The sequence below is a fragment of the Actinocorallia sp. A-T 12471 genome, assembly GCF_033875155.1.
In the GTDB taxonomy this organism is placed as follows: Bacteria; Actinomycetota; Actinomycetes; order Streptosporangiales; family Streptosporangiaceae; genus Actinocorallia.
The window spans coordinates 414,140-440,580 of the sequence record NZ_JAWZTE010000002.1; the positions used below are offsets into that span (position 1 = coordinate 414,140).

The 26,441-nt window shown below is 71.5% G+C and carries 24 protein-coding genes; 10 read left to right on the forward strand and 14 right to left on the reverse strand.

Annotated elements, in window-relative coordinates:
• Nucleotides 1-155: 155 nt before the first annotated feature.
• From R9X44_RS06905 to R9X44_RS06920, 4 genes are all read right to left on the reverse strand, one after another.
• A complete protein-coding gene (locus R9X44_RS06905; RefSeq protein WP_319813143.1) occupies nucleotides 156-1,052 on the reverse strand; it encodes an oxidoreductase in 897 nt (298 codons plus the stop codon).
• A 187-nt stretch (nucleotides 1,053-1,239) separates the two neighbouring features.
• Nucleotides 1,240-1,725, reverse strand: coding sequence for a glutathione peroxidase (locus R9X44_RS06910; protein WP_319813144.1), 486 nt, complete (start codon nucleotides 1,723-1,725; stop codon nucleotides 1,240-1,242).
• A 400-nt stretch (nucleotides 1,726-2,125) separates the two neighbouring features.
• Nucleotides 2,126-2,284 (reverse strand): hypothetical protein, encoded by a 159-nt coding sequence (locus R9X44_RS06915; RefSeq protein WP_319813145.1) that lies wholly within the window; start codon nucleotides 2,282-2,284, stop codon nucleotides 2,126-2,128.
• 84 nt (nucleotides 2,285-2,368) lie between these two features.
• Nucleotides 2,369-3,361 (reverse strand): LCP family protein, encoded by a 993-nt coding sequence (locus tag R9X44_RS06920; protein ID WP_319813146.1) that lies wholly within the window; start codon nucleotides 3,359-3,361, stop codon nucleotides 2,369-2,371.
• Nucleotides 3,362-3,528: 167 nt separating this feature from the next.
• On the opposite strand from R9X44_RS06920, the gene R9X44_RS06925 reads away from it, so the two are divergent.
• The 3 genes from R9X44_RS06925 to dinB all read left to right on the forward strand — a co-directional run bounded on the left by R9X44_RS06925 (nucleotide 3,529) and on the right by dinB (nucleotide 10,399).
• Nucleotides 3,529-5,511 (forward strand): ABC transporter ATP-binding protein, encoded by a 1,983-nt coding sequence (locus R9X44_RS06925; protein WP_319813147.1) that lies wholly within the window; start codon nucleotides 3,529-3,531, stop codon nucleotides 5,509-5,511.
• 36 nt (nucleotides 5,512-5,547) lie between these two features.
• Entirely contained in the window at nucleotides 5,548-9,039 is a 3,492-nt protein-coding gene (locus R9X44_RS06930; RefSeq protein WP_319813148.1) for an AAA family ATPase, read from the forward strand.
• Nucleotides 9,040-9,100: 61 nt separating this feature from the next.
• Complete coding sequence (gene dinB, locus R9X44_RS06935) at nucleotides 9,101-10,399, forward strand: DNA polymerase IV (RefSeq protein ID WP_319813149.1); 1,299 nt, start codon at nucleotides 9,101-9,103, stop codon at nucleotides 10,397-10,399.
• Nucleotides 10,400-10,595: 196 nt separating this feature from the next.
• On the opposite strand, the gene R9X44_RS06940 is transcribed toward dinB, so the two are convergent.
• Nucleotides 10,596-11,567 carry a sporulation protein gene (locus R9X44_RS06940; RefSeq protein WP_319813150.1) on the reverse strand — a complete coding sequence of 324 codons (972 nt, stop codon included), beginning with the start codon at nucleotides 11,565-11,567 and terminating at the stop codon, nucleotides 10,596-10,598.
• A 147-nt stretch (nucleotides 11,568-11,714) separates the two neighbouring features.
• On the opposite strand from R9X44_RS06940, the gene R9X44_RS06945 reads away from it, so the two are divergent.
• Genes R9X44_RS06945 through R9X44_RS06955 form a run of 3 tightly spaced genes read left to right on the forward strand, consistent with a single transcriptional unit; the run spans nucleotide 11,715 to nucleotide 13,797 of the window.
• Nucleotides 11,715-12,068 carry a BlaI/MecI/CopY family transcriptional regulator gene (locus R9X44_RS06945; protein WP_319813151.1) on the forward strand — a complete coding sequence of 118 codons (354 nt, stop codon included), beginning with the start codon at nucleotides 11,715-11,717 and terminating at the stop codon, nucleotides 12,066-12,068.
• Nucleotides 12,065-12,940, forward strand: coding sequence for a M56 family metallopeptidase (locus R9X44_RS06950; protein ID WP_319813152.1), 876 nt, complete (start codon nucleotides 12,065-12,067; stop codon nucleotides 12,938-12,940). The genes R9X44_RS06945 and R9X44_RS06950 overlap by 4 nt, the downstream gene beginning before the upstream one ends.
• On the forward strand, nucleotides 12,937-13,797 hold the full coding sequence (locus R9X44_RS06955; protein ID WP_319813153.1) for an ion transporter: 861 nt from the start codon (nucleotides 12,937-12,939) through the stop codon (nucleotides 13,795-13,797). Before R9X44_RS06950 ends, R9X44_RS06955 begins: the two co-directional genes overlap by 4 nt.
• Here the strand turns inward: R9X44_RS06955 and R9X44_RS06960 are convergent.
• Complete coding sequence (locus tag R9X44_RS06960) at nucleotides 13,784-14,134, reverse strand: hypothetical protein (RefSeq protein ID WP_319813154.1); 351 nt, start codon at nucleotides 14,132-14,134, stop codon at nucleotides 13,784-13,786. The genes R9X44_RS06955 and R9X44_RS06960 overlap by 14 nt on opposite strands.
• 176 nt (nucleotides 14,135-14,310) lie before the next feature.
• Here R9X44_RS06960 and R9X44_RS06965 point away from each other — a divergent pair, with 176 nt between their 5' ends.
• Together R9X44_RS06965 and R9X44_RS06970 are read left to right on the forward strand one after the other, a co-directional pair.
• On the forward strand, nucleotides 14,311-14,883 hold the full coding sequence (locus R9X44_RS06965) for a hypothetical protein (protein ID WP_319813155.1): 573 nt from the start codon (nucleotides 14,311-14,313) through the stop codon (nucleotides 14,881-14,883).
• Nucleotides 14,884-15,085: 202 nt separating this feature from the next.
• Nucleotides 15,086-15,901 carry a class I SAM-dependent methyltransferase gene (locus R9X44_RS06970; RefSeq protein WP_319813156.1) on the forward strand — a complete coding sequence of 272 codons (816 nt, stop codon included), beginning with the start codon at nucleotides 15,086-15,088 and terminating at the stop codon, nucleotides 15,899-15,901.
• A gap of 30 nt (nucleotides 15,902-15,931) precedes the next feature.
• Here the strand turns inward: R9X44_RS06970 and R9X44_RS06975 are convergent, their stop codons facing one another.
• From R9X44_RS06975 to R9X44_RS06985, 3 genes are all read right to left on the reverse strand, one after another.
• The gene (locus R9X44_RS06975; RefSeq protein WP_319813157.1) at nucleotides 15,932-16,192 is read right to left on the reverse strand and encodes a hypothetical protein; all 261 of its coding nucleotides are present in this window, start codon (nucleotides 16,190-16,192) and stop codon (nucleotides 15,932-15,934) included.
• A gap of 36 nt (nucleotides 16,193-16,228) precedes the next feature.
• The gene (locus R9X44_RS06980) at nucleotides 16,229-17,860 is read right to left on the reverse strand and encodes a bifunctional 3'-5' exonuclease/DNA polymerase (protein WP_319813158.1); all 1,632 of its coding nucleotides are present in this window, start codon (nucleotides 17,858-17,860) and stop codon (nucleotides 16,229-16,231) included.
• Nucleotides 17,861-17,957: 97 nt separating this feature from the next.
• Nucleotides 17,958-19,019 carry a hypothetical protein gene (locus R9X44_RS06985; RefSeq protein ID WP_319813159.1) on the reverse strand — a complete coding sequence of 354 codons (1,062 nt, stop codon included), beginning with the start codon at nucleotides 19,017-19,019 and terminating at the stop codon, nucleotides 17,958-17,960.
• 265 nt (nucleotides 19,020-19,284) lie between these two features.
• On the opposite strand from R9X44_RS06985, the gene rsgA reads away from it, so the two are divergent.
• Nucleotides 19,285-20,337: a ribosome small subunit-dependent GTPase A gene (rsgA, locus tag R9X44_RS06990; RefSeq protein WP_319813160.1), complete on the forward strand. Its 1,053-nt coding sequence runs from the start codon at nucleotides 19,285-19,287 to the stop codon at nucleotides 20,335-20,337.
• Here rsgA and R9X44_RS06995 read toward each other — a convergent pair.
• The 5 genes from R9X44_RS06995 to R9X44_RS07015 all read right to left on the reverse strand — a co-directional run bounded on the left by R9X44_RS06995 (nucleotide 20,334) and on the right by R9X44_RS07015 (nucleotide 25,699).
• Complete coding sequence (locus R9X44_RS06995; protein WP_319813581.1) at nucleotides 20,334-21,137, reverse strand: SGNH/GDSL hydrolase family protein; 804 nt, start codon at nucleotides 21,135-21,137, stop codon at nucleotides 20,334-20,336. The genes rsgA and R9X44_RS06995 overlap by 4 nt on opposite strands.
• 80 nt (nucleotides 21,138-21,217) lie before the next feature.
• On the reverse strand, nucleotides 21,218-22,705 hold the full coding sequence (locus tag R9X44_RS07000; RefSeq protein WP_319813161.1) for a metallophosphoesterase family protein: 1,488 nt from the start codon (nucleotides 22,703-22,705) through the stop codon (nucleotides 21,218-21,220).
• 71 nt (nucleotides 22,706-22,776) lie between these two features.
• Nucleotides 22,777-23,178 carry a YccF domain-containing protein gene (locus R9X44_RS07005; protein WP_319813162.1) on the reverse strand — a complete coding sequence of 134 codons (402 nt, stop codon included), beginning with the start codon at nucleotides 23,176-23,178 and terminating at the stop codon, nucleotides 22,777-22,779.
• A 113-nt stretch (nucleotides 23,179-23,291) separates the two neighbouring features.
• On the reverse strand, nucleotides 23,292-24,158 hold the full coding sequence (locus R9X44_RS07010) for a diacylglycerol/lipid kinase family protein (RefSeq protein WP_319813163.1): 867 nt from the start codon (nucleotides 24,156-24,158) through the stop codon (nucleotides 23,292-23,294).
• Nucleotides 24,155-25,699 carry an FAD-binding oxidoreductase gene (locus R9X44_RS07015; RefSeq protein ID WP_319813164.1) on the reverse strand — a complete coding sequence of 515 codons (1,545 nt, stop codon included), beginning with the start codon at nucleotides 25,697-25,699 and terminating at the stop codon, nucleotides 24,155-24,157. The genes R9X44_RS07010 and R9X44_RS07015 overlap by 4 nt, the downstream gene beginning before the upstream one ends.
• A 49-nt stretch (nucleotides 25,700-25,748) precedes the next feature.
• Here R9X44_RS07015 and R9X44_RS07020 point away from each other — a divergent pair, with 49 nt between their 5' ends.
• Nucleotides 25,749-26,426, forward strand: coding sequence for a TetR/AcrR family transcriptional regulator (locus tag R9X44_RS07020; RefSeq protein WP_319813165.1), 678 nt, complete (start codon nucleotides 25,749-25,751; stop codon nucleotides 26,424-26,426).
• Nucleotides 26,427-26,441 lie beyond the last annotated feature (15 nt).

Consider the following 26,441-nt stretch of genomic DNA (forward strand, 5'->3'; position numbering starts at 1 on the left):
AGATCTTTGCGCGATTTCCCGCCCAGACAGCGAATCGTTCAGCAGTGCCGTTGCGTGGCGACTCAGCTCCGCGTCGCGAGTCGCCTCCACGTGGCCACTCAGCTCCGCGTGGCGAGTCGCGTTCGCTTGGCGAGCGGCCTTCGGGTGGGTTTGGGTTAGGGGTAGTGGATGTTGGTGAGGTTTTCGGAGGCGGTCCAGAGGGTGGTGGCGAGGGTGGGGTCGTCGGCGCGGGGGTGGAGGGATGTTCTGACGGGGGCGCCTCTGGCCAGGAGGCGGGGGCCGTAGCATTCGCCGCCCTGGGCGGTAGGGTCGGTGGCGGCGCGGAGGGTGGGGAGCGCGCCCGCGGCACCGGACTGGGCGAGGATGCGGCCCGCGGTGTAGGTGAGGGCGGCGATGCGGCTGCCGCTGGTCTTGGCGGAGTTGGCGGTCAGTTCGGTGTTGGCGTAGCCGGGGTGCGCGGCGAGGCTCGCCACTGACGGGACCCTCCGGTCGAGTTCCTTGGCGAACAGGAGGTTGGCGAGTTTCGCGCGCCCGTAGGCGAGCCACTTGGAGTACTTCCGTTCTCCTTGCAGGTCCGCGAAGTCGAGGGTGCGCGCCGCGTTGGACATCAGGCTCGTCACCGTGACGACCCGGGCCCCTTCGCGTTCCAGGAGCGCGGGAAGCAGGAGCCCGGTGAGGGCGAAGTGCCCGAGGTGGTTGGTGCCGAACTGCCGCTCGAAGCCGTCGGCGGTGACCGCGCGCGGGATCGCCATGACGCCGCCGTTGTTGATGAGCACGTCGAGTGGCGTTTTGACCTGTTCGTCGGCGAAGGCGCGGATGGACGACAGGTCGGCGAGGTCGACCAGCGCGAGCGACACCTTGGCCGCGGGCACCGCGTCGGAGATGAGCCTGAGCGCCGCCTCACCGCGTTCGCGGCTCCGGCAGGCCAGGACGGTGTCGGCCCCGTGCCTCGCGAGCTCGAGGGCGGTCTTCAGCCCGATCCCGCTGTTGGCCCCGGTGACGATCACCCGCTTGCCGCCCAGGTCGGGGATGTCCGCCGCACTCCAGCCCATCGTCTGCTCCGTTCCACCGCCGCGCGCGCCTACCAACCAAGCGCTCGATCATCCTCGGAACGTGAACTTAGACCGCTTGTCCAAGGGAGGGCAAGACAGGAAGGCAAGACGGGGAACAGAGCGAGACGGGGAAGACAGACGGACGCCCCGGGCGGCGCGCAGACGCGTGGCCCGGGGCGCCGGAAGGCTAGGCCGGAAGGGCGGCCTCGACGGCGGCGACGAGGGCGTCGTCGTCGGGTTCGGTCTGGGGTGAGAAACGGATGACTGAGCCGTCGGCGGCGATGAGGAACTTCTCGAAGTTCCAGCGGATGTCACCGGAGTGACCGGTCGAGTCGGCGACGTCGACCAGCGCGGAGTACAGCGGATGCCGGCCTGGGCCGTTCACCTCGACCTTCTCCGTGAGGGGGAAGGTGACGCCGTAGGTCGCCGAGCAGAACGTCGCGATCTCCTCGGCGGTCCCCGGCTCCTGGCCGAGGAACTGGTTGCAGGGCACGCCGAGAACGGTGAACCCGCGCTCGGCGTACTTCTTCTGGAGCTCCTCCAGCCCCGCGTACTGCGGGGTGAGACCGCACTGGGAGGCGACGTTGACCACGAGCACGGCCTTGCCCTTGTACCGGGCCAGATCGGCCGGTCCACCCTGGAGGGATCCGATCTCCACATCGAGAGCACTCATGCGGGGATCTTACGGACCTCCACCAGGATGGCGAAGTGTCGGGGGTGAAGGTGTCAGGTGCCCAGCCTGTTCACGAACGTGGCGAGTTGCGTCCCCGCGTCCCCGATAGCCGAGAACGCGTTGTTCACCACCTCGGCCGCAGCCGCGGGCTGGCTCAGCAAGTAGAACGCCACGAAGGCGATTGCCAACAGTCGGACGTTCCTATTGTTCAACATGCGTGCCGTCCCTAAGTACGCTGTGACACGACTGACCCGATTCAGTTGTGCCCACCGATGGATGTCCGCAAAGAGACTTTCGTGTGGCTTCTTCGCCACCCGTTTCCGGGCCCATCGTAAGACGTGGAAGGCAAGTTGGGGGCCCCGGGTTCCGAAGATCCCGGGGCCCCGTCGATTACGTCGTGTCAGGGGATGGCGCTCGTCATGAACGTCGAGAGCGAGTCGGCCGCGCCACCGAGTCCGTTGAGCGTCCCCTGGACGACTCCGGCGGCACCGTCCGGTCGATTGACGACGTACCAGACGACGAACGCGATACTGCCCCACTTCAGATACTTCTTGATCATGACAACCACACCTTCGGTCCACACACGGTCACCCGGAGTGATGCCCCGTGTGTGGCCGGTTACCCCACCGCGAATGTTAAAAAATCACTTGAGGCCGTCCGGAACGGGGGAATCCTTACGAAGCGCCTCGAACAGGGCCTCGGACTTGGCCGCGTCCCATGTCACGTAGCTTCCCACCGCGCTTGATCCGAATCCGCCGAAGGGCACGCTCAGTGTTTTTCCGTCACCGCCGGTGAGGCCGCGCATCGCCCACATCATCCTTGCGAGGTCCAGGAGCGAGGAGTCCTCGTCGACCGTGAAGTTGCCGGTGGAGTTCCACGCGAGGGGGACGCTGCGGAACGGGTTCAGGAGGGTGCCGGGCGAGGTGGCCTTGTCGATCAGGGCCGAGAAGAACTCGCGCTGGTTCTTGATCCGCTCGAGGTCGCCGTTGGCGTACTGGCGGGTGCGGACGTAGCCGAGCGCCTGGCCGCCGTCGAGGGTCTGGCAGCCCTTCTTGAGGTTCAGGCCGGCCTTGACGTCCTTGAGCCGCTTCTTCACGCAGATGTCGACGCCGCCGACCGCGTCCACGACGCCGACGAACCCGCCGAAGCCGATCTCGGCGAAGTGGTCGATCCGGATGCCGGTGGACTTCTCGACGGTCTGGGCGAGCAGCGCGGGGCCGCCGAAGGCGTAGGCGGCGTTGATCTTGTTCTTGCCCTTGCCGGGGATGTCCACGTAGGAGTCGCGCGGGATGCTGACGAGGGTCGTGCCGCCGTCGCCGTAGTGCAGCAGCATGATCGAGTCGGTGCGCTTGCCCTCGGCCTTGCCCGTCTTGAGCTTCTTGCGGTCGTCGGACGTCAGGCCCTCACGGCTGTCGGAGCCGACGATGAGCCAGTTCGTCCCCGGGGTGTCCTCTATCCGGCCCGCGTAGTCCGGAAGGGCCTCCTCCTTCTGGAGGCGGCCGTCCAGGGAGACGTAGCCGACGCCCAGGAGGACGGCGAGCACCACGAGGACCGCGACGCCGATCTTGCGCTTGCGGCCGCGCCTGCGCCGCGGGGGCGGCGGCTCTTCGGCCGTGGTCGTGGGCGCGTAAACCATCTGGTCTCCTCCGGTGGGCTGTGCTGATCCAAAGGTATGAGAGAGGGCGAACGCCGCGCATCGACCTGGCGAATCGGTTACATGACCCTCTTCCGTACGACGCGACACGGTCGGCGTCAGCCCAGCGGGTGACACTTGGCTCACGGAAACCGAAAGTCAGGAGGACGATGCCGTTCCGCCCACGCGCTCCCAGGAAGAAACCCAAGGCTCCCCCACCGCAGACCCCGCCCGAACAGTCCGGCCAATCCGGCCAGCCCGGCCAAGCCGCACAGCCCGGCAAGCCCGAGCGGCCGAAGCTGTCCGAGCACCGCTGGACCGCGCACACCGCCGAGCTCGCCCAGACCAGCGTCCGGCAGGTCGCGCGCAGACTACCCGCTCTCGTGGGCCAGGCGATGGCGCTCGCCTGGCGCGCCAACCGCCTCGACACCGCGGCCGCCGTCGGCCTGAACGTGCTGGCCGGTCTGTTCACCGCGTTCGGCCTGCTGGCCACCACCGGCGTGCTCACCGCGCTGTTCTCCGCCGCGCCCACCCCCGACCGGGTCCGTGACGCGCTGCCGTCGTTGCTGCTCGTCGCGGGGGCGTTCGCGCTGCAAGGCGGGCTCCAGGCCGCCGCCGGATGGGCGCAGGCGCGGCTCGAGCCGCAGATCGAGCGGATCGTGGAGATGCGGCTCTACCGGCTCAGCACCGGGATCGACCTCGCCGCGCTGGACGACCCCGACTTCCTCGACGACATGAAGCGCGCCGAGACGCGCGGGATGATGGCCGCGCCGACGATGGTCAGGCACACGATCGACCTCGTGACGGGGCTGAGCGGGCTCGTCGCGGCCGCGGGCGCGCTGGGGGTGCTGCACCCCGCGCTGCTGCCGCTGCTGCTCCTGACGGCCGTTCCGCTCGCCTGGGCGGCAGTCCGCAGCGCCCGGATGCGCTACCTGACGATCCTGACGCTCGTGCCGAGCCGCCGCCGCAGGGGCATCCTCGCCGATCTCATGACGAACCGGACACAGGCCGCCGAGGTCAGGTCGTTCACGGTCCGCGATCTTCTCCTCCGCCAGTACGAGGAGCTGGCCACCCACGAGAGGGACGTCGAACTCGACCTCACCCGGAGGCAGGCCGTCACACGCGTCGCCGGGGACGGCCTCCAGGGGATCGCAGGAGCCCTGGTGTACGTGGCGCTCGGCTTCCTGCTGTGGCAGGGGGCGGTCCCCCTCGCCGTCGCGGGGGCGGCGGTCTTCGCGATCAGGACGGGCAGGACGTCCCTCGCCAACCTCGTCTACGCCGTCAACCGGTGCTACGAGGAGGGCCTGTACTTCGCGGACTACCTGAGGTTCTGCGCCGAGGCAGACAAGCGCCTCCCTGTTCCGGTCGCCTCCCCGCTCCCGGTCCCCGCCCGCTTCGGGGTGATCAGGGCGGAGAACGTGACGTTCACGTATCCGGGCGCGGACGCGCCGTCGCTGCGCGACGTGTCGGTGGAGCTGCGGCGCGGCGAGATCGTCGCGCTGGTCGGGGAGAACGGGTCGGGCAAGACGACCCTCGCCAAGATCCTCGCGGGCCTGTACTTCCCGCAGTCGGGCCGGGTGCTGTGGGACGACGTGCCGCTCGCCAGGGTCGACCCCGAGGAGCTGCGCGAGCGCATCGCGGTCGTCGCGCAGGACCACACGCACTGGCCGATGACCGCGCGGCAGAACGTGATCATGGGCCGTCCCGACGTGGCGCGCGCGGTGGACGCCGCGGTGGCGGCGTCGGGCGCGGACGAGGTGATCGCGGAGCTGGCGCACGGTTACGACACGCTGCTCGACCGCAGGTTCGACGGCGGCGCGGAGCTGTCGGGCGGGCAGTGGCAGCGGCTTGCCGCCGCGCGCGGGTTCTACCGCGACGAGCCCCTGCTCATCTGCGACGAGCCTTCGGCGGCGCTGGACGCGCGGGCCGAGCACGCGCTGTTCGAGCGGATCCGCTCCCACGCCAGGGGCAGGACCGTGCTTCTCATCACGCACCGGCTCGCGAGCGTGCGGATGGCCGACCGCGTGTACGTCCTAGAAAAAGGAGAAATCGTAGGGCACGGGGACCATCTCCGCCTAATGGCCGAGGGGGGACTTTACGCCGATCTTTATACGCTTCAGGCGAGCGCTTATCACGCGTCCACACCTCCCTGAACCGGGCGTAGGGTGGGCAGAGTGACAATCCCCCGGTTGCCTGAACACCTAGAACTGCTGGTCACGGATGAGCCCGTCTTCGACGTATACGCGCACGGACCCTGGCGCGTGCCGGACGGGCTCATCGAGGAACTGACCGAGCGGGCGAAGGCGTTCGCGGCCGACGAGCGGGGCAAGGAACTCGCCCAGTCGCTGACCAGCTTCTACGCCGAGGACACCTCGGTCCTCGGCGCCGAGCTGTTCTCCCTGATCACCTTTCTCATGGGCGCCTCCGCCGTCCGCGCGGGCAGCCGCGGGGACATGGACTACGAGCTGCTGCTGTCGTTCCTGGCCAACCCCGAGCCCGCCGTCCGCGACACCGTCGCCTGGTTCTCCCAGTCCGGCCGCTGGCGGCCGCCCGCGCTGTGGCTGGCCGACCCCGCGGCGAACGATCCGGACAAGCGCGAGCTGATGTTCCGCCTCGCCCGCGAGGCCCTTGACGTGTTCGAGGGCCTCGAGCCGCTCGACGCCCGCCGCCGCGCCCTGATCGCCCTGCACGACCGCCGTGACGAGGAGCAGACCGCAAAGGACGCCGCGGTGCCCGTCGGGGAGCTCGCCGGGATCTGGGCGGACCGGGCGACGCCTGAGGAGCTGTCCCTTCTTCCTGAGCTCTCCGGGAGCATCGGGTACCTCCAGTGGTCGGCCGAAGGGCTCGTCGCGGCGCACGAGCGGCTGACGGCGGTCGTCGCCGCCGATCCCGTCGAGACCGCGCTGGCCAAGCTGCTGCTCCAGGCCGGGCAGACGGTCCCGCCCGCCGACCTCGCCGTCGCGCTGGGCACCGCGCGGTACGAGAACATCACCGAACGGATGGCCGCCCTCCAGCCGGAGTGGGCGGTGGAGCCCTGGCAGCAGGGCATCCGGTCGTGGCTGTCGCGGCTGCTGGTCGCCGGGGAGGCCGACGCCTGCCGGGCCTGGCTCGACATGGCGGTGCGCGTCACCGGCTGTGTGCAGGGCCTGCCCGACCCCGCCGCGCACCCCGCGATGCACACGCCGGTGCGCTGGTTCCAGGCCGACCTGCGGCGGCTGTTCGGCCGCCGCAAGGTGGTGCCGAACGCGCTCGCGGAGCGGCTGCGCCGCGACGTGCCCGTCATCACCGGCGCGGAGGAGGATCTCCCCGAGCCCTATGACGTCCCGGGCAAGGCGCTGGTCGGCCAGCCGGAACTCGTCAAGGCGATCGGCGCGGCCCTGGACGGCGAGGGCCCGGTGCGGCTCCTCGTCGCCGGCCCCGAGGCCACCGGCAAGGGCACCGGGGCCGAGGTCCTGGAACGGGCCCTCGTGGAGTCCGGACGCATCCGTGAGGCCCTGTGGGTGTCGGACCAGGTCTTCCCCTCCCTGACGCTGTCCGACGGCGTCCTGTGGATTCAGGCGCGCGTGAAGGAGTGCCTCGACGGGCGTCAGTTGCTCGTCTTCGAGAACCTGGACAAGCTGCTGTCCTACGAGCGCTGCGGCCCTGCCGTCCTCGAGGAGCTGCGGCGGCTGATGGCGCGCAACCAGAACCTGCACGTCCTGGCGTTCGCGCGGCCCGGCGGCGACGAGCGGCTGTTCGCCGCCAACCCTGGCCTCGCCCGCGCGCTACGGGTGGCCCGTACCCGCGACTTCGGCGAGGCCGAGTACTCCGAGCTGTTCGTGCGCGCGGTACGCGCCAGGGAGATGAACGTGGCGCGCACGGTCGCCGCCACGGCCGGCGTGCTGCTGTCGCGGACGCCGCCGATGCTGAACCTGCGCAACGCGCGGCTCGTGGACTTCCTCGCCGACCAGGCCGTCACCGCGGCCGCCGCGCGGCGGGCGGGCAGGGTGACCGCCAAGGACCTGCCGCAGCGCCTCGTGCCCGGCGACGCCTCCGCGGCCGACCCGCTGGCCGAGCTGGCCGCGTGCGTCGGGATCGAGCCCGTCAAGCGGGAGATCGCGGCGCTGGTCGCCGAGGCCAAGGCCGCCAAGATGCGGCGCGAGGCGGGCATGGCCGTGCCCGCGCGGCCCAGGCACCTCGTCTTCACCGGCAACCACGGGACGGGCAAGAGCCGCGTCGCGCGCATCCTCGGCAGGATCTACGCCGAGCTGGGAGTGCTGCCGACAGGGCACCTCGTCGAGGTCGACCGCGCCGATCTCGTCGGGGAGTACACCAGCGAAAGCGGCCCGAAGGTACGGCGTGCGGTAGAGCGCGCGTTGGGCGGCGTGCTGCTGGTCGCCGACGCGCACACGCTGGGCACCTCGGAGTCGCCGCGCGACCGCGAGGCGCTCGACGTGCTGCTCGCCTCGATCCAGGCGCACTCCGAGGAGCTCGTCGTGGTGCTGTCCGGCCCGGACGCCGCGATCAACGGCCTGCTCAAGGGCGACGCCGACCTCTCCCGCTCGTTCACCAAGATCGTCCGCTTCCCCGACCTCAGCGAGGAGGAGCTGGTCGAGGTCTTCCGGGTCAAGGCCGCCGAGAGCGGGTTCGCGCTCGCGTCCGGCGTGCTGGACCGGGTGCGCTCGCTGGTCAAGGCGGGTCCGCGCGGCACCAACGCGCGCCTGATGACGAGCCTGCTCGACCGGGCGATCGCGCTCCAGTCGCGCCGCGTCCTCGAGGACGGGGTCGTGGACGAGGCCGAGTCCCTTGACGAGATCCTGCCGGAGGACCTGCCGAACACCCTCGCGGCCACCGGCCGGATCGAGCTGCCCGGCGACCCCCTCGCGGAGATCGACGCGCTCATCGGCCTCGACGCCGTCAAGCAGGAGGTCCACCTTCTGGTCGCCGAAGCCAAGGCCGAGAAGCTGCGCCGCGAGGCGGGCATCCCGATCTCCTCGCCGACCCGGCACATGGTCTTCACCGGCAACCCCGGCACCGCCAAGACGACGATCGCGCGGCTTGTCGCGGCCGTGTACGCCAAGCTCGGGCTGCTGTCGTCCGGGCACCTCGTGGAGGTGTCGCGGGCCGACCTCGTCGGCGAGTACATCGGGCAGACCGCGCCGCGCGTACGTGCCGCCGTAGAGCGCGCGCTGGGCGGGGTGCTGTTCATTGACGAGGCGTACTCGCTGACGCCCGCCGACTCCTACCAGGACTACGGGCACGAGGCGGTGGCCGAGCTGCTCAAGCTGATGGAGGAGCACAGGTCGGACCTCGTGGTGATCGTCGCCGGGTACGAGGGCGAGATGCTGCGGTTCCTCGACTTCAACCCGGGCCTGGCCTCGCGGTTCCCGACGGTCCTGGCCTTCCCGGACTACTCGGACGACGATCTCGTGGCGATCTTCGCGTTCATGGCGGAACAGGCCGGGCTGACGCTCGACGCGGCGATCCCGTCGCGGCTCGCGGAGATCCTGCGGCTCACGCCGCGCGGCTCGTCGTTCGGCAACGCCCGCCTGATGCGCAACCTGCTCGACCGGGCGCGCTCGCTCCAGGCGCGGCGCATCACCGCCGAGGAGACCCCGGTTGACGTGCGGCGGCTGCTGCTCGAGGACCTTCCGGAGAACCCGGCGAAGCCGGCGGACATCCCGATGGGCCAGTACCTCTGACGTGCGCGGACGCGGGCCACCCCCGCGTCCGCCGCCGACGATCTTCTGCGAACATGTGTTCGTGTCCGATGATATGTTCGACCTTGGGGCGCGGGCGACGATCCTGCACGCCGATCTCGATGCGTTCTACGCCTCGGTCGAGCAGCGCGACGATCCGGGGCTGCGCGGGCGTCCGGTGATCGTCGGGGGCGGGGTGGTGCTTGCGGCGAGCTACGAGGCGCGGGCGTTCGGGGTGCGCACCGCGATGGGCGGTCGCCAGGCGCTGCGGCTGTGCCCGCAGGCGGTCGTGGTGCCGCCGCGCATGGCCGCCTACACCGAGGCGAGCCGCGCGGTGTTCGCGCTGTTCCGTGACACGACGCCGCTGGTGGAGGGCCTGTCGATAGACGAGGCGTTCCTCGACGTCGGGGGCCTGCGCGAGATCGCCGGGACGCCGGAGGAGATCGCGGTGCGGCTGCGGCGGCGGGTCCGGCAGGAGGCCGGGTTGCCGATCACCGTGGGGGTGGCGCGCACGAAGTTCCTGGCGAAGGTGGCCAGCGGCGTCGGCAAGCCCGACGGGCTGCTCGTGGTGCGCCCGGACCGCGAGCGCGAGTTCCTGCACCCGCTGCCGGTCGGGCGGCTGTGGGGGGTCGGGCCGATCACCGCAGCGCGGCTCTCGGCGCTCGGCGTGCGGACCGTCGGCGACGTCGCGGCGCTGCCCGAGACGGTGCTGGTGTCGGTGCTCGGCAGGTCCTCCGGCGGGCACCTGCACGCGCTCGCCCTGGGCCGCGACCCGCGTCCGGTGACGCCGGGGGTGCGCCGCCGCTCGATGGGCGCGCAGCGGGCGCTCGGCCGCCGCCCGCGCACCCCCGAGGAGCTCGACGTGATCGCGCTCGGCCTCGTCGACCGGCTCTGCGGGCGGCTGCGCAAGGCGCACCGGGTCTGCCGCACGGTCACCCTGCGGCTGCGCTTCGGCGACTACACGCGCGCGGCGCGCAGCCGTTCCCTGCCGCAGGCGACCGCCGAGACCGACGCGATCCTGCGCGTCGCGCGGCGGCTGCTCGCCGAGGCGCTGCCGCTGATCGGCGCGCGCGGGGTGACCCTGCTGGGGGTCGCGCTCGGCGGCCTGCACGACGACACCGCCGTGCAGCTCGCGCTGCCGCTGGAAGGCGAGGTCCCGCCCAGCGCGCTCGACCCCGCCCTTGACGCGGTGCGCGCGCGGTTCGGACGCACCGCGCTGTCGCGCGCGGTCCTGCTGGGCGGGGACGACGCCCAGGAGACGCCGCTCCTGCCCGACTTATCCCGGCCATTCTCGGTGAATGCCGTAAAAATGCCATTCATTACCGTGAAAAAGCGGCATACCGCGAAATGCCAAGGACACTAAGACACTACCTGAGCGGCATATCAGGAAATGAAAGGTTGACACACCAAGACGCGCTAATTAGCGTTCCCTGCGTACGTTCTCCCTCGTCACCCGGTATTTTGGAGACTTCGCACACTCGGGAGCGCCACTGCACGGGAACCCTCCGCACGCGATAAACCGCGCACTCCCGCCCAAGGCCGGGCGGGAAAGGAAGGCGTCAGTCCTCGGATTCCTCTTCGTCGTCGCCGAAGACCTCGTCGAACACCTCGCCCGCGACCATGCCCGCGACGAAACCGCCGGCCGCCCCCGCGGCGACGCCCGCCCAGCCGGGACCACTGTGCCCGCTGTGCCTGTGATGCCCGTGGTGGCCGTGCGCGTGGTGGCCGTGCGCGTCGTACCCGTGGGACGCGCTCGGCAGGCCCGCCGCGACCGCGCCGAGCCACTCGGTGAGGGCGGCGGCCCAGTCCGTCGCGAGGGCCTCGGCGTGCGGGAGGGTGAAGCGGCCCAGGGCGTCGCCGCCGGAGGAGAACAGGCCGCCGCGCTTGTCGGCCTCGAGGACGACGGTGAGATTCCACGGGTCGGCGACGAACGTCAGCTCGACCTCGTTGATCCTGCCGTGGTACGCGGCCGGAGGATAGAACTCGATCTCCTGGTAGAAGGGGAGCTGCTGGCTGACCCCGTGCAGGGTGCCGTACTCGACGTCCGCGCCCTTGAAGGAGAAGCCGAGCGTCCCGAACGCCTCGAGGATGACGGCCTGGGACGGGAGCGGCGTCACGGCGAACGCGTCGAGGTCGCCCTTGTCCACGCCGGACGCCACGGCGAGCTCGGTGCGCACGCCCATGGCCATCCCGTGCAGGGGCGTCCCGTAGAACGACGTCACAGGGGTCTCCCAAGGGACGGCGAGCTCGAACGGGATCGCGGTGGACTGGCCCTTGCCGAGCCGGAAGCCGCCGGAGACGTCGACCTTGAGGAACTCGACGTCGCCGACCGCCTCGCCCTCGTCGTGCTCGACCTCGATCCTGGTGACGAGGCCGAGGCCGATCCGCTGGAACTCGACGTCGTAGTCGGCGGCCTGCACCCGCACCTCGCCGCGCAGGGTCCCGCCGGGCTCGCACGACGCGGTGTGCAGCACGGTGTCGACGGTCGGCCCGCCGATCCCCAGCGAACCGAGCATCCTCTTGAAGATCACGAAGTTTCCTCCCCGTACCGGCGGCACGGCACGTCCGGCGATGATTTTCCCCGCTACTATTACATCCGTAGTTTGTTACCGGCAACGACATCTGTAGTTTTTCTGCCGCGCAACCGCCCTGCACCGCATTTCTGAGGGGAGCCGTCCGTGACGAGACGCCAGCTCGGGCAACTCGAGGCCGAGGTCCTCGCCGCCCTGTCGGACTCGCCGGACCACGCGCTGTCGACCGCCGAGCTGCAGAGCCGCATCCCGGGCAATCCTGCCTACACCACCATCAACACCGTGCTGTTCCGGCTGCACGACAAGGGCCTGGTCACCCGCGAGCGCGACGGCAGGTCCTTCCGCTACCGGATCGCGGTGGACGAGGCGAGGCTCGTCGCCGGAAGGATGCACGACCACCTGCGCTACGCCAGCGACTCGTTCAACGTGCTGAGCCAGTTCGTCAAGACGCTGAGCCCCGACGAGGAGGAGGCGCTGCGCCGGATTCTGGAGGACGGGTGAACGCCTGGACGTTCCTCCCCGCGGCGCTCACCCTCGCGCTGTCCGTCGTCCTCGGCCTCGTGCCGCTCCCCCTGCACCCGATGTGGTCGGCGAAGATACTCGGCACCGTCGCCGCGACCACCGGCCTGGCGAGCGCCGGAACCCTGTTCTTCGTCGCCGTCAACTACGGCGCGACCCTGCACCCCAGGGCGGCCGACCGGCTGCCCGAGTGGGCGCTCATCGGCGACGACGAGCCGATCCCCGCCGCGCTCGGCGTCCCGGCGACCGTGCTGTTCGCCGCGCTGTGCCTCACCGCGGCGATCGTCGCGCTGCGCTCGGCGGCCGAGGTGCGGCGCGCCTCGGAGGACGCCAGGTCGGTCCTGGACACCGACGTGCCCATCGCGGTCGCCGTCCCCGGGCGTAACGGCGGGGTATTGGCGTCGCGTGGGCTGCTCGCCGCCTTGGACCCGCGTGAGCTGCGCGTCGTCTTCGAGCACGAGGGGGCGCATCTGCGTCACGGCCACCACAGGTACCTCGCCGTCGCCGCGCTCGCCGCCGCGTGCGTGCCGCCGCTGCGGCCGCTGCGGTCCCGGCTGCGGTTCGCGCTGGAACGCTGGGCCGACGAGGAGGCGGCCGAGGCCGTCGGGGACCGCGAGCAGGTGGCCAGGACCATCGCCCGCGTCGCGCTGCTGCAACGGCCGCCCGATCCTGGACCGCTCCCGGCGTTCGCCGACTCCGGCGTCGTCGGACGGGTCCGCGCGCTCCTCGTGCGCGCCCCGGACCGGAACCGGATCAGCGGGCCCGCCCTGCTCGTCGGCACCGGGCTGGTCACCGCGGCGCTCGCGCTCACCGCGCTCCAGCTCGACCAGGCGTTCGGACTGACGCTCCGGTGAAGCGCGCGAGGGTACGGGGGATCGTCGACTCCCGCACGTTCCAGCACTGCGTCACCGCGGTCATCGTCGTCAACGCGGTCACGCTCGGGTGTGAGACCTCGCCGTACCTGCTCGAGCACTACGGCAGGCTCCTGCACTTCCTCGACCGGACCGCGCTCGTCGTCTTCATCGCGGAACTGAGCCTGCGGCTGTACGCGCACCGGCTCGCGTTCTTCCGCGACCCGTGGAGCTGCTTCGACGCGATCATCGTCGGGATCTCGCTGCTCCCGGCGTCGAGCGGGATGTCGGTGCTGCGGGCGCTGCGCGTGCTGCGGGCGCTGCGGCTCATCTCGGTCGTGCCGAGCATGCGCAGGGTCGTCGCCGGGCTGCTCACCGCGATCCCGGGGCTCGTGTCGATCACCGCGCTGCTCGGGCTGATCCTCTACGTCGCCGCCGTCATCGCGACCCGGCTGTTCTCCGGCGCGGACCCCGAGCACTTCGGCGACCTCGGCGAGTCGGCGTTCACCCTGTTCCAGATCATGACCGGCGACGGCTGGTCCGACATCGCCCGCCCGATCATGGCCGCCTATCCGTGGGCCTGGGTGTACTTCCTGCTGTACATCCTGGTTTCTACCTTTGTAGTGCTGAATCTGTTCATCGCCATCACCGTCAGCGCGATGGAGCCGCAGGTGCTCGGCGACCTCCAGGAGGGGCTCGACCAGCTCGAGCGGCGCGAGCAGTCGTCCGACGCGCTCGTCCTGGAGGAACTGCGACGGCTGCGCGCGGAGATCGCCGACCTGCGCGCCACGGTCCACGGGACGCCCGGGCAGCCCGACGGCCCGGGCGGCGACGGACCCCTGGTGCCTAGCGCTCGATGAACGGCGAGTCGTACGGCCACACCAAGGGCGACGGCCCATAGCCGGGCAGCTCGTCCTTGCCGCGCTTCTTCGGCTTGTACGGCTTGCCGTCGGGCCCGTAGAACTCACCGGGCTTGTAGGGCTTGCCCGGCTTCACCGGCTTACCCGGCTTGACGGGCTCGGCCTTGGCCGGGCAGTTGTCGAACAGCGTGCAGAAGAACTGGTCGACCACCGACGCCACCTCCGCGAGCAGGCCGTCGGCGGCCCCGGTCGGCGGACCGGGCGCGGCGTGCGCCGGCGCGGGTCCGGCGAGCAGGGCCAGCAGCACGGCCGCGGCGGCCGTCCCGGCAGTCTTCATCGCGCATCCCTTCGAAGCCCGGAATCGACACCCCGAAGGATTGCGGCACCCGCCGCGCGGCCGCAGCCGTCATGGGCCACCCGGGAAGGTACCTTGACCGTCCCTTGGCACTGCCTTTCGGGTCGGCCCGGTCCGGCGCGGGCCAACCGGAGGGCCGCGCGCGGAGTCTCACAGGCATGATCAGACTGAGAGAACCCGCGCGCGCGGTCGCGACGGGGCTCGCCGCGGCGGGGCTGCTGCTCGCCGCCGCGGGCTGTGTGACGATCCCGACCGCACCCGTCTCGCCCGCGCCCGCCGACACCGGGGCCCCACCGCCGCCCGCGAGCACCCAGGACCCCGGCACCCAGAACCCCGGAGGGGCCCAGAACCCGCCGGGCGGCGCGCAGCAGAGCGACGGCGGGCAGCCGCCCTCCGGAGGCGGCTCAGGGACTCCCGTGTTCGTCGCCAGCGGCGCGGTGGAGGCGTGGGCCGAGACCATGGACCAGGAGTGCGGTCCCCCGTCGCAGGGCGGCGTCGCGTTCTTCGCCACCCTGTACTCCAACGGGAGCAAGGCGCTCACCCTGACGATCGCCAACAACGACGGGGCCGAGGGCGCGCTCCTTGAGGACCACCGCTCCGGCCACTCCTACGTGACGACGTCCGGCGTCTCCATCGACCCCGTCAAGGGCGTCGCGGGGGTGGACGCCGACCTCCAACGCACCGACGGCGGGGCCACGACCCACGTGACCGCCGTCATCACCTGCCCGTAACCCTTCCACCAGAGCGTGTCCCCCTTACGTCCCCGCCGCGTGCTCCCGCCTCCCTGCCCCTTGTCGGGCCCGTCCGGTGAAGTGTCTCCCTCCTTCCGGACCTGTCTCGCGGGACTTCCAGCGGCCGCCCTGCGCCGCTTCCTTCTCCGGCCCGTGACGCGGACGAACCGGTTTCGTTCTTGTCTGATGAGAAGATCCCTCTATGACAGCATCTGACGCGGAAGCCAAGGCCGCCGTGGCCGCGATGTTCGACCGCTCCGCGGCCACGTACGAGGACCTGGGCGCCGCGTACTTCGGACCCATGGGACGGGCGCTGGTCTCGCGTGCCGCGATCACCCGGGGATCGCGGGTGCTCGACGTCGGATGCGGGCGCGGCGCCGTGCTGTTCCCGGCCGCCGAGGCGACCGGCCCGTCCGGCTCGGTCGTCGGCATCGACCTCGCGCCCGGCATGGTCGAGCGCACCGCGGCCGCCGCCGCGCACCTGCCCTGGGTGACCGTCGCGCTCGGCGACGCGGCCGAACCCGACTTTCCCGACGGCTCCTTCGACGTGGTGCTCGCCGGGCTCGTCCTGTTCTTCCTGCCTTCTCCGGAGACGGCGCTCGCCAACTACCGCAGGCTGCTGCGGCCGGGCGGGAAGCTGGTGTTCAGCACCTTCGCCGCGCAGGACCCGCTGCTGTCGGCGGTCGTGCGGGCGCTCACGCCGCTGGTGCCGCCCGAGGCCGCCGAGCGGCCCGTGGACAGGTTCAAGGACACCTCGTCCATCAGCGCGTTCCTCGGCGACTGGGACGCCGTCGCCTACTCGGGCCAGCCCATCGAGACGTCCTTCACCGGCAAGGACCACCTGTGGACCTGGTTCTGGTCGCACGGGATGCGCGCGTTCCTCGAGGCGGTCCCCGCCGACCGGCTTGAAGAGGCCGAGGCCATCGCCTACCGGGTGATGGACGCCGCGGCGGGCCCCGACGGCAGGATCACCTTGCACACGACGGTACGGATCACCACAGCTATCTGCCGGGACTGACCTGCCGGGACTGACCTGCCGGAACGCGCGCTAAGAGTGTGACTTCAGGTAGTCCAGGTAGACCGGCCGGAGGGCGTCGGCCAAGGGCTCCTCGCCCGAGCCGAGCAGGTCGGTGACGAGGCCGAACACCCGCATGATGTCGGTCTCGCTGCGCTCCAGGTCGCCCTGGGCCGCCTCGGCCGCGGGGATCGCGCGCAGCAGCTCCCACAGGAAGCCCACGTCCCTGCGTTCCAGCGCGAGCTTGACGGCCCTGTCGTGCAGTTCGGGGGAGGTGAGGTCGTCGAGGTCCATGGCACTCCCCTACCCCGCCCCTCCCGCGCGCATCCGCTACTTGGCGTCGGCGTAGCAGGGGACGGCCGAGGTGTGCAGGGGGAAGACGACGGGGGTCGCGCCGAAGAGAAGGCGTTTGGCCTCGTCGGCGGCCTTGGCGACGGCGGCGGTGACGGCCTCGGCGTCCGCCTCGGGTGTGTGCACGATCACCTCGTCGTGCTGGAAGAAGACGATCTCGGCGGGGCCGCCGAGCAGTTCGCGCCGCAGCAGCGCGAGGAAGGCCAGGGCCCATTCCGCGGCGGTCGCCTGGACGACGAAGTTGCGGGTGAACCTGCCGCGCGACAGGGCCGCCGAGCGGCCCGCCGACGTGGTGATCAGCTCGCGGTACTCCGCAGAACCGGCCGGGCTCGCGCGGCCAAGCAGCGAGGTGACGGCCTGGCCGAGCTCGCCCGCCCTGGCCGCCGACTCGACGTACTCGAACGCGGCGGGGAACCGCGCGCGCAGCACCGCGAGCAGCGCGACCGCCTCGCCGGTGCCGCCGCCGTACATCGCCGACAGCATCGCGATCTTCGCCTTGTCGCGCGGGGACGGGCCGTCGGGCGTCTCGGCGAACGCGTCGGCCAGCGCGGCGTAGATGTCGCCCTGGGCGGCGGCCTCGGTGAACGCGGCGTCGCCCGCGAGCGCGGCGAGCACCCGGGGTTCGAGCTGGGCGGCGTCGGCGACGACGAGGGTCCAGCCGGGGTCGGCCACCACCGCGCGGCGCAGCACCTTGGGGATCTGGAGCGCGCCGCCGCCCTTGCTCGCCCAGCGCCCCGACACCACTCCCCCTACGACGTACTCGGGACGGAACCTTCCGTCGCGCACCCATGAGTCCATCCATGTCCACCCGTGCGCGGTGTACAGGCGGGCGAGTTCCTTGTACTCAAGGACGGGCGCGACAGCCGGGTGGTCTATCCCGCGCAGCTCCCACGCCCGGGTCGTGGTGACGGGGTGGCCCACCGAGGCGAACGCCTTCAGGAGCTGCTTGGGCGAGTCGGGGTTCACGTGCGCGCCGAACGCCGCGCCGATCTTGTCGGCGAGGTCCTGGAGCAGGCGCGGCCGCATGCCGGGCGCGGGACGCGGACCGAGCAGGCCGGTCAGCAGCTCGTCGTGGACGTCGACGCGCCACGGGACGCCCTCGTGGCTCATCTCGGCGGCGGCGAGGCCGCCCGCGGACTCGGCGGCGGCGAGCAGCCGCAGCGGGCCGAGCTCGGCCTCCTGGGCGCGGTAGGCGGCGACGACGTCGGCCAGCGGGGTCGCGGGCGCGCCGCCGAACAGCGACGGCTGCGCCTCCGGCCTGTGCTCGGCGGGCACGGGCAGGCCCCGGCGACGGGCCAGCGCGGCGGCCGCCGAGCGCGGCTCGCCGAAGGCGCCCTCGCGGGCCAGGAGCAGGCCCTCGGTCAGCTCGACGTCGTGGCAGCGGGCCACCCGCACGCCCGCCGCGAGCAGCCGGGCGTAGTCGCGCGCGGACGACTCCCACACCCAGCGCGGCCCCTCGGCGGCCTCAAGGCGGGCAACCTCGGCGGCGAGATCGGGGACCGTCCTCGGCGGGGACTCAGGGACGACGGGCGCGGCATCCTGCGGGATCGGGTCGGGGAGGACCTGGAGTTCCCCGTCCCCGTCCTCGCCCCAGGCCACCGCGATCCGCATCAGGCCATTGTGCCGACCGGGTCTGACAGTTCCTGACGGGCCCGCGTCGAGTCCGTCGTCCGGCGGCTGTCCGGCGGCTCCGGCGGCTGTCCGGCCGTTACAGGGGGACGCCGTAGATGGCCCTGCGGCGGGGGAACTCGGTGAGGCTCCAGAGCTGTTCCCTGGCCCGCCAGACCGTCAGGTCCTCCGGTCCGTAGGGGTAGTCGCGCACTTCGGGGTCACCGTCGGGCTCGGCCTCGATGAGCCTGCCCCGCACGGCCCCCGTCCCGGCCTGGCTGAGGTACCAGCGGGCCTTGTGGGAGACCGCGCCCTGGATCTTGCAGTCGGGGGCGAGATACGCCGCCGACGGGACGGCGACGCCTTCGTCATGCGTGAGGGAGCCGTCTTCGGCGAGGTTCCAGCACGCGAGCCTCCCGACGCCGCCCTGGGCGTCGCCGCACTCGCCGGAGATGAGCCGCGCGGGCGCGGTGGAGCGGTCTACCGAGGCGAACGAGCAACGGACGCCCGTGGTCGCGAGCTTCCAGCAGTCGCTCTGCGGGAGCAGGAACCGGTAGCCGTAAGCGTGGTACTTGCCTTGCTTGCGGCCGAACCTCGTGTGGTCGCCGACGTCGTCCTGGACCGAGCGGAGGTCGAGGATGCGCCGCAGGTCGAAGACGCGCAGGCCGCGCGTGGTGTCGGCGACGTAGAGGAGGTCGCCGTACCAGGCGATGCCTCCCGAGTGGATGTCCACGGGCGCGTACGAGCCGTCCGTCTTGCCGACGACGCACAAAACATGCCTGTACTTCGCCGTCTGGGGGTCGAGGAAGGTGAGGCGTACGCCGCGTTCTTCGGTGTCGACCTCGGGCTTCCAGTACCAGGAGGCGATGAAGGCTGGCTCGTCGCGTCCGGCGTCGCAGGCGCTGGTGAGGCCCTGCGGGTGCCAGTCGCGGGTGTCGTCGTCGCGGTCCTCGAAGGTGAACCAGTCGACGGGCCCGGGCCGCATGCCGTTGAACGCGGTGGTCGCGCCCTGCCTTACCGCCGTCCGGTTCGCCCCGGAAAGGAGCTCGGCGACGGAGACCGCCGCGAGGTCTTCGGCGAGGCGTGCCGCGCCCTCGGCGAGCTCGCCGGTGCGTCGGCGCAGGGTGTACGGCTCCGGGGAGGCCGCGACCAGTTTTCGCATCGCACGACTATGCGACAAACCCCAACGTTCCGCCACAAGATCGGCAGGATTTTAATCGGTGGCGGGAACGGCGGCCGCCGTCCTAGGGTTGCGGTGACGCGGCGCGCGGCAAGGTCGGCGCGCCCCAGGCCACGAGGGAGCCCCCGTGAAGGAGACCACTGTGAAGACTGTCGTTGTGCGCGACGACTCCTCGCCCTCCTTCACCGCGGCGCCCGCCTGAGCTCAGGCCAGGCAGGGCGCCGGTTCCTCACGAAAGGCGCCCACCGTGGCATCGGCATTTCCGTCAGCTTTCCTTCCGTCACTCGAAGCGCTCGGCTACGACGAGTCCTTCGCCGCGCACCTTGAGCCGGGTCTCGTCCCGGGCCGGGTCGTACGCGTCGACCGGGGGGCCTGCCTCGTCCTGACCGGCGAGGGCCCACGTCAGGCCGGCAACCGGCTGCCCGAGGGCGAACGGCCCTGCGTCGGCGACTGGGCCGGGCTCACCTCGGGGCGCGACCCCGTCGTCAGGCAGATCCTGCCCCGGCGCACCGCGATCGTGCGGGCGTCGGCGTCGCCGGGCGTCTCGGCGGGCCAGGTGCTCGCCGCGAACGTCGACGTCGTGTACATCGCCGAGCCCGCGGTTCCGGAGATCGACCTCGGCAGGATCGAACGGCTGCTCGCCCTGGCCTGGGAGAGCGGCGCGCGTCCCGTCGTGGTGATCACCAAGGCCGACCTCGCGGGCACCGTGCTGCCCGAGTCCGTCATGGACGAGGTCGTCAGGGCCGCGCCCGGGGCCGAGGTCGTCGCGATCTCTGCGGTCGCGCGCACCGGGCTCGACGGCCTGTCCCCGGCGGCCGGGGAGACCGCCGTCGTGCTCGGCCGCTCGGGCGCGGGCAAGTCGACCCTCGTCAACGCGCTCGCCAGGCGCGAGGCGATGGAGACCGGCGAGGTCCGCGCGTCCGACGGCAGGGGCAGGCACACCACCGTCCACCGCGAGCTGCTGCTCCTGCCGGGCGGCGGCATGATCATCGACACCCCCGGCCTGCGCTCCATCGGCCTGCAGGCCGACGGCGAGGGCGTGTCCCGCACGTTCGCCGACGTCGCCGACCTCGCCGAGGCGTGCCGGTCCACCGACTGCGCGCACGACGGCGAGCCGGGCTGCGCGGTGGCCGAGGCGGTCGCCGACGGCACCCTGCCGGAGCGGCGGCTCGCCTCATGGCGCAAGCTGCAGCGTGAGGCCGAATGGGCGGCCTCCCGCACCGACGCGCGGCTGCGCGCCGAGCGGGAGAACCGCTGGAAGGCCATCCACAAGCAGATGCGGGGCCACAGCCGTCCCTAGAGCGGCTTGAGCTCCGGACGCTTCGGGGTGCGGCCGTCGCCGGAGGAGACTCCCTTGATGCGGCGCTGCACCCACGGGGCGAAGTAGGTGCGCGCCCAGTACAGGTCGTCCCGCAGGGCCTCCTGCCTGGTCTTGACCGGGAGCACCGGCCAGGGCGCGCGCCAGTCGCCCTCGACGGGCACGCCGAGCCGCTCGGCGACCGCGTGCGCCAGCCTGGCGTGCCCCTCGGGGGTCAGGTGCAGCCTGTCCTCGTGCCAGGCGGGGTCGGCGTTCAGCACGGGCATCGACCACAGGTCGACGACGGTCAGGCCGAGCCGGTCGGCGATCGACCTGATGTGCATGTTGAACGTCGCGACCTTGCCGCGGAAACGGCCGTCGCTCGCCCGTCCGTTGAGGCCCCGGTACTTCGGGTCGAAGCCGGTGAAGACCACGACCCGCGCGCCGGTCTTGCGCAGCGCGGCGAGGGCGTCGCGGTAGACGACGGCGAGGGCGTCGGGGTCCGCGCCGGGGCGGATCATGTCGTTGCCGCCCGCCGAGATCGTGTACAGGTCGGCGTTCATCGCCACGGCCTTCGGCACCTGCTCGGCGGCGACCTGGCGCAGCACCTTGCCGCGCACCGCGAGGTTGGCGTACAGCAGGCCGGGACTCGCGGCGTCGAGATGCTCGGCGAGCCGGTCGGCCCAGCCCCGGTACACGTCGGTCCCGTACGGGTCGTTCAGTCCTTCGGTGAAGCTGTCACCGAGAGCCACATAAGAGCGAATTACCTCTTTACCCACTTCACTCACCCATGAAGGATGCATCATGCATATTGCCCTACGCGACCGTAACAAGCGGTGACGACCGCCACGTGAGGACGCCGGAATAGATCGGCAGAACACGGTCAGCGCAGGGAGATGCGCAGTTCGTGTTCCACCGGGGGTTCGAGCTCCTGCGCCCGGCAGCCCGTCGCGCCGAAGCAGCGGATGTGCAGCTCGCCGGGGGTGATGTCGAGGCGCAGGAAGGTCTTGAAGAAGGGGGCCGCGTCGCTGTCGGACGCCTCGGAGAACAGGCGGTGGTAGGGCATGTTCACCGGGAGGCGCAGAAGGGGCCTGCGCTTGCGTCCGTCGGGGACGGCGAGGAGGGAGGCGACCATACGGGCGCGCAATCCCGGGACGACGCCTTGGGCCTCAGGACGCGTCGGCGCTACGCCGAGCCTCCTTGAGACGGCGGCGGCCGCCTCGGGGTAGTCGAGTTCGAAGAACCTGCGCAGGCCGAAGCGGCGTAGCCGGTCGGCGTACAGGCGGCTGTAGAAGACCAGGGAGTCGCCGCGCAGGGGGTGGCAGAAGAACGCGTCCTCGTCCACGATCGTCTCGCCGTCGCGCCTTATGTCGACCGCGGGGATGGTGTGAGTGGCGTGCATGTACGCGCCCGAGCCTCCGGCGACCAGGTAGTCGATCCGGTGGCCGTCCACGTCGACCGGATAGTGCTGGTAGTTGTGGATGTCGCCGCCGATGACCGCGACGTACCCGGTCGTGCGGACGATCTCGTCGACGGTGCCGCCGCCCTCGATCTGGCACGGGCGGTACTCGTTGTTGCGGTAGATCGGCTTGCCGGTGATGAGGAGCTTCGGCCGGGGATCGGCCGAGACGCGGCGCAGCCACTCGCCCTGGTCGCGGTCGATGCCGCCGCCGATCCCCGTGTCGAGGCCGACGACGCGCAGGCGGGGGCTGTCGATGAACCAGTAGGGGCCCGGTTGCTTGGCCTGCTGGGAGGGCTGGGCCCTGAGCGCGCGGGCGGCGGTGAAGGCGTCCTCGTCGGTGGGCTCCGGCTTGCGCCACAGCTTCGTCGCGAGCCTGGCGTACCTGGGCTTCCAGGTCGGGCCGGGCGCGCCGTCGCCGATCCTGTCGCAGAAGACGCGCATGAAGCCTTCGAGGCCGTCGTACCAGTCGTGGTTCCCCGGGACCGCGTAGATCGGGGCGGGATACGCCTGGTAGGGCTTGAAGAACGTCTGGCCGTAGTCGTTGACCGAACCGACCGGGTAGTTGACGTCGCTCGCCACGACAGCGAAGCGGGTGCCTTGGCCGACGCGGAGCATGCCGGGGACGACGGCGTACTGGGAGGAGTCTCCTTCGCCCGTGTCGCCGAGGACAAGGAAGGAGAAGGTCTCCCCTTCCGTACGCATGGGCGTCTCTTGCGGCACCTGGACCCAGCGGCGGCGCACCTCGTCCACGGGGTCGCCGAACCACTTGGCGATGACGTCGTTACGGGACCGCCACAGCACGGACGGACGCATCCACGACAGCGCGGGCCGCGGACCGAGATCGGTGTAGACGCCGGGCTCCTGGCAGCCCCATACGGAGGCGTTGTGTGAGCTTCGGGGGGAGGTCACCCCTCAAGGCGACCACGCCGGACCGTTCCGGATCAAGAGCCGGAAGTGATCTTTCCCGGGATACGGCCCCGTCAGAACCCCACCGACGCGTTCCGCGGGTCGTCGGCCGACACGATCTCCCGTCCGAGCGGCGTCAACGACACGGGGATCAGCTTGAAGTTCGCGATCCCCAGCGGAATCCCGATGATCGTCAGGCACAGCGCGATCCCGGTCGTCAGATGCCCGATCGCCAGCCAGATCCCGGCCACGATGATCCAGATCACGTTCCCGATCGCCGACGCCGCCCCGGCCGTCGGCTTCTGCACGACCTTCTTCCCGAACGGCCACAGCGCGAACACCCCGATCCGCCAGGCCGCCACCCCGAACGGAATCGTAATGATCAGTACAAAACAGATGATCCCCGCCGCGAAGTACCCCAACGCCATCCAGAACCCGCACAGCACAAGCCAGATCACGTTCAACAAGGTCCGCATACCCCGACCCTAACCGGCCCCCACCCCGCCCAAACGCCGAGAACTCCGGCGGAACCGGCACATAGCCCGGCGTTGGGCGGTGCGTTCCGGCCGCGACGGGGCCGGGGGCGGGGTCAGGGGCGGATGAGGTTGAGGGCGTCGGGGAGGGCGCGGGCGGTCAGGGGGAGCCACCCGGGGAGTTCGCCGTCGCAGCCGTAGGGCAGGGGGCGGGAGGCGGCGATGTGGATTTCGCGGCAGCTGTGCAGTTCCACCTGGGGGCGGTGGACGTGCTTGCCGGATTCGAGCTCCTGCATGACGGTCAGGAAGAGGCGGGGGGACGAGTGGTTGATGATGACCACGTCAAGGAGGCCGTCTTCCACCGAGGCGTGGGGGGCTATACGGCGGCCGTAGCCGTAGTAGCCGGAGTTGGCGGCCACGACGGTGTAGGCGGGGCGGTCGAGGCGGGTGCCGTCCATGGTGATCGTGTAGGTGACGGGCTTCCAGGTGGCGAACGCCTTCACCGCGCCCCACGTGTAGGACGCCTTCCCCTTGAGCCATGTCTTGTTCGCGTAGGCGTTGGCCAGGGCGTCGACGCCCGCGTAGACGCTGCCCAGGCCGGGTTCTCCTGCGGCTTCTATGGCGTCGGTGGGCTTGGCGTCGCCGTGGAGCAGGAGTTCGGCGAGGGACCTGGAGTCCTTGGGGAGGGCGATCTGGCGGGCGAAGTCGTTGCCTCGGCCCGCGGGGACTATGCCGAATTCCGCGCCCGTGCCCACCAGGGCTCCGCCCACGGTGCCGACGATGCCGTCGCCGCCCACGCCCAGGACGGTGTCGCCCCGGGCGGCCGCCTCGCGGGCGAGGGTCGCGGCGTGGCGGAGGTCGCGGCTGTAGTCGACCTGGAGGGGCGCGCCCGCGTCGCGGAGGAGGCGGGCGAGGGCGAACAGCGTCTGCGCCGACGAGCCGCCCCCCGCAGTGGGGTTCACGATCGCCGTGAACGACCTCACGGGACCAGCACCCCCGGGTTGAGGACCCCGGCCGGGTCGAGCCGTGCCTTGACCGCACGGAGGATCTCAACGCCGAGCGGGCCTATCTCCTCGGCGTAGGGGGCGCGGTGGTCGGTGCCGACGCCGTGGTGGTGGCTGATCGACCCGCCCGCCGCGAGGATCGCCGCGTTGACGGCCGGCTTGGCGACGTCCCAGTCGATGTCGGGCGTGACGATCGTGAAGTACAGCGAGGCTGCCGAGGGGTACACGTGCGAAATGTGGCACATGACGAGATGGCCGGGCAATGCCGCGAGGACCGCTTTGTAGAGCTCGGGGATGTTCGACCAGAACGTCGTGGTCTCCAGGGTCTCCACGAACGCGCCGACGTCCAGCAGGGAGTCGCGCAGGTAGGGCGCGGCGAACCTGCCGTGCGCCCACCCCTCCCCCGGGCCCTCACCCAGGTCCGTGCCGCCCTGCTCCGCGAGGATCTCCCGCACCCGCGCGCGCCTTTCGGCGACCTCGCGCGGCTCGCCCTCGAAGCCGACGATGGCGAGGCAGCCGTTGCCGCCCTCCTCCCCTATCGCCCCGGACTGGGCGAGGTTGACCAGCGTCTCGGTCTCGTCCGAGAGCCGGAGCACGGTCGGGACGGGTCCGTCCTGGATGATCCGGCGCAGCGCGGCCGACCCGGTGGCGAAGTCGGGGAACCGCCACCCCTCGTACACCTTCACCTCGGGCACCGGGCGGACCCGCACGGTCACCGACGTGATCACCCCGAACGCCCCCTCCGACCCGAGGACGAGCTGGCGCAGGTCGGGCCCGGCCGCCGACTTCTGCGTCCTGCCGAGCGTGAGCGTCCCGGTGGGCGTGGCGACGGTGAGGCCGACGACGTTCTCGTCGAACCGCCCGTACCCGGCGGAAGACTGCCCGCTTGAGCGCGCGGCGGCGAACCCGCCGATGCTCGCCCACTCGAACGACTGGGGGAAGTGCCCGAGGGTGAACCCGTGCTCGGCGAGCAGTTCCTCGGCGCGCGGCCCGCGCAGGCCGGGTTCGAGCGTCGCGGTCCTGCTGACGGGATCGACGGCGACGAGCCCGTCGAGATGCCGCAGATCAAGTGCGACGAACCCCGCGAAACCCGTGTCGTCCGGGGCGAGACCGCCCACGACAGACGTCCCCCCGCCGAACGGGACGACCGCGAACCTGTGCTCGGTCGCCAGTTCGAGCACCCGCAGTACGGCCTCGTGCGAGTCGGGCAGCACGACCGCGTCCGGGGCGTCCGAGACGTCCCCGCGCCGGATCGCGAGCAGGTCCGGCGTCGACTTGCCGCGCGTGTGCCTGACCCTGCTTTCGGCGTCGGTCCTGACGACGGCGACGTCGGCGAGGGCCTGGAGCGCCGCCGTCGAAAGCCGTGACGGCCTGGGCGCGATGTCCTCGAGCGCGACGGGCGGCACCTCGCGGGGTTTGACGCCGAGGAGGTCGCGCAGCAGTGCCGTGATCTTCTCCGGAAGCGGCGCGGCCTTGGCCGGGTCGCCCCATCCGGACCAGGAGATCTCGGTTTCCGACATACTCGCTCCTCGTTCGTTCGGACAGCTCGGGTGTGGTTCACTGTGACACATGACGTCAGTTCGTCACAACACCGGCCGTGCCGACGCCGCGCCCGACGGCCCCGCGCGCGGCGGCCCCGCGCCCGGGAGCACCGCGCGGAGCGCCGAACCCAAGGGGACGGCGTCCAATGACGCGGTCCTCGACGCCGCGCGGGACTGTGTGCTCGCCGTCGGGGTGCGCCGCACCACACTGACCGACATCGCGCGGCGCGCGGGCGTCTCCCGGATGACGCTCTACCGTCGCTGGCCCGACGTGCGCACGATCGTCGGCGACCTCATGACGCGCGAGTGGCTCGCCCTCGCCGTCTCCGTGGTCGATACCGCCGCGTCCGGCGACGCCCGTAGCCGTCTTGTGGAGACGCTGGTCCGGGGCACCCGGGCCTTCCGCGAACACCCGCTGCTCCGCAAGATCATCGACGTCGACCCGGAACTGCTGCTCCCCTATCTGCTCACCCGGACCGGCGCGAGCCAGGAGGCGTTCCTCGACCTCATCGAGGACGCCCTGGGCGAGGGCCACCGCGACGGCTCGATACGCCCCGGCTCCGCTCCCCTCCAAGCGCGCGCGCTTCTCCTTGTCGTACAGGGCTTCGCGTTGTCCCTTCCCACAATGGCCGGAGACGGCGCGTTGTCCGACGACGCCTTCGACGCCGAACTCCGCCTCATCCTCGAACGCACCCTGACGCCCTGACCCTCAGCGAGGACC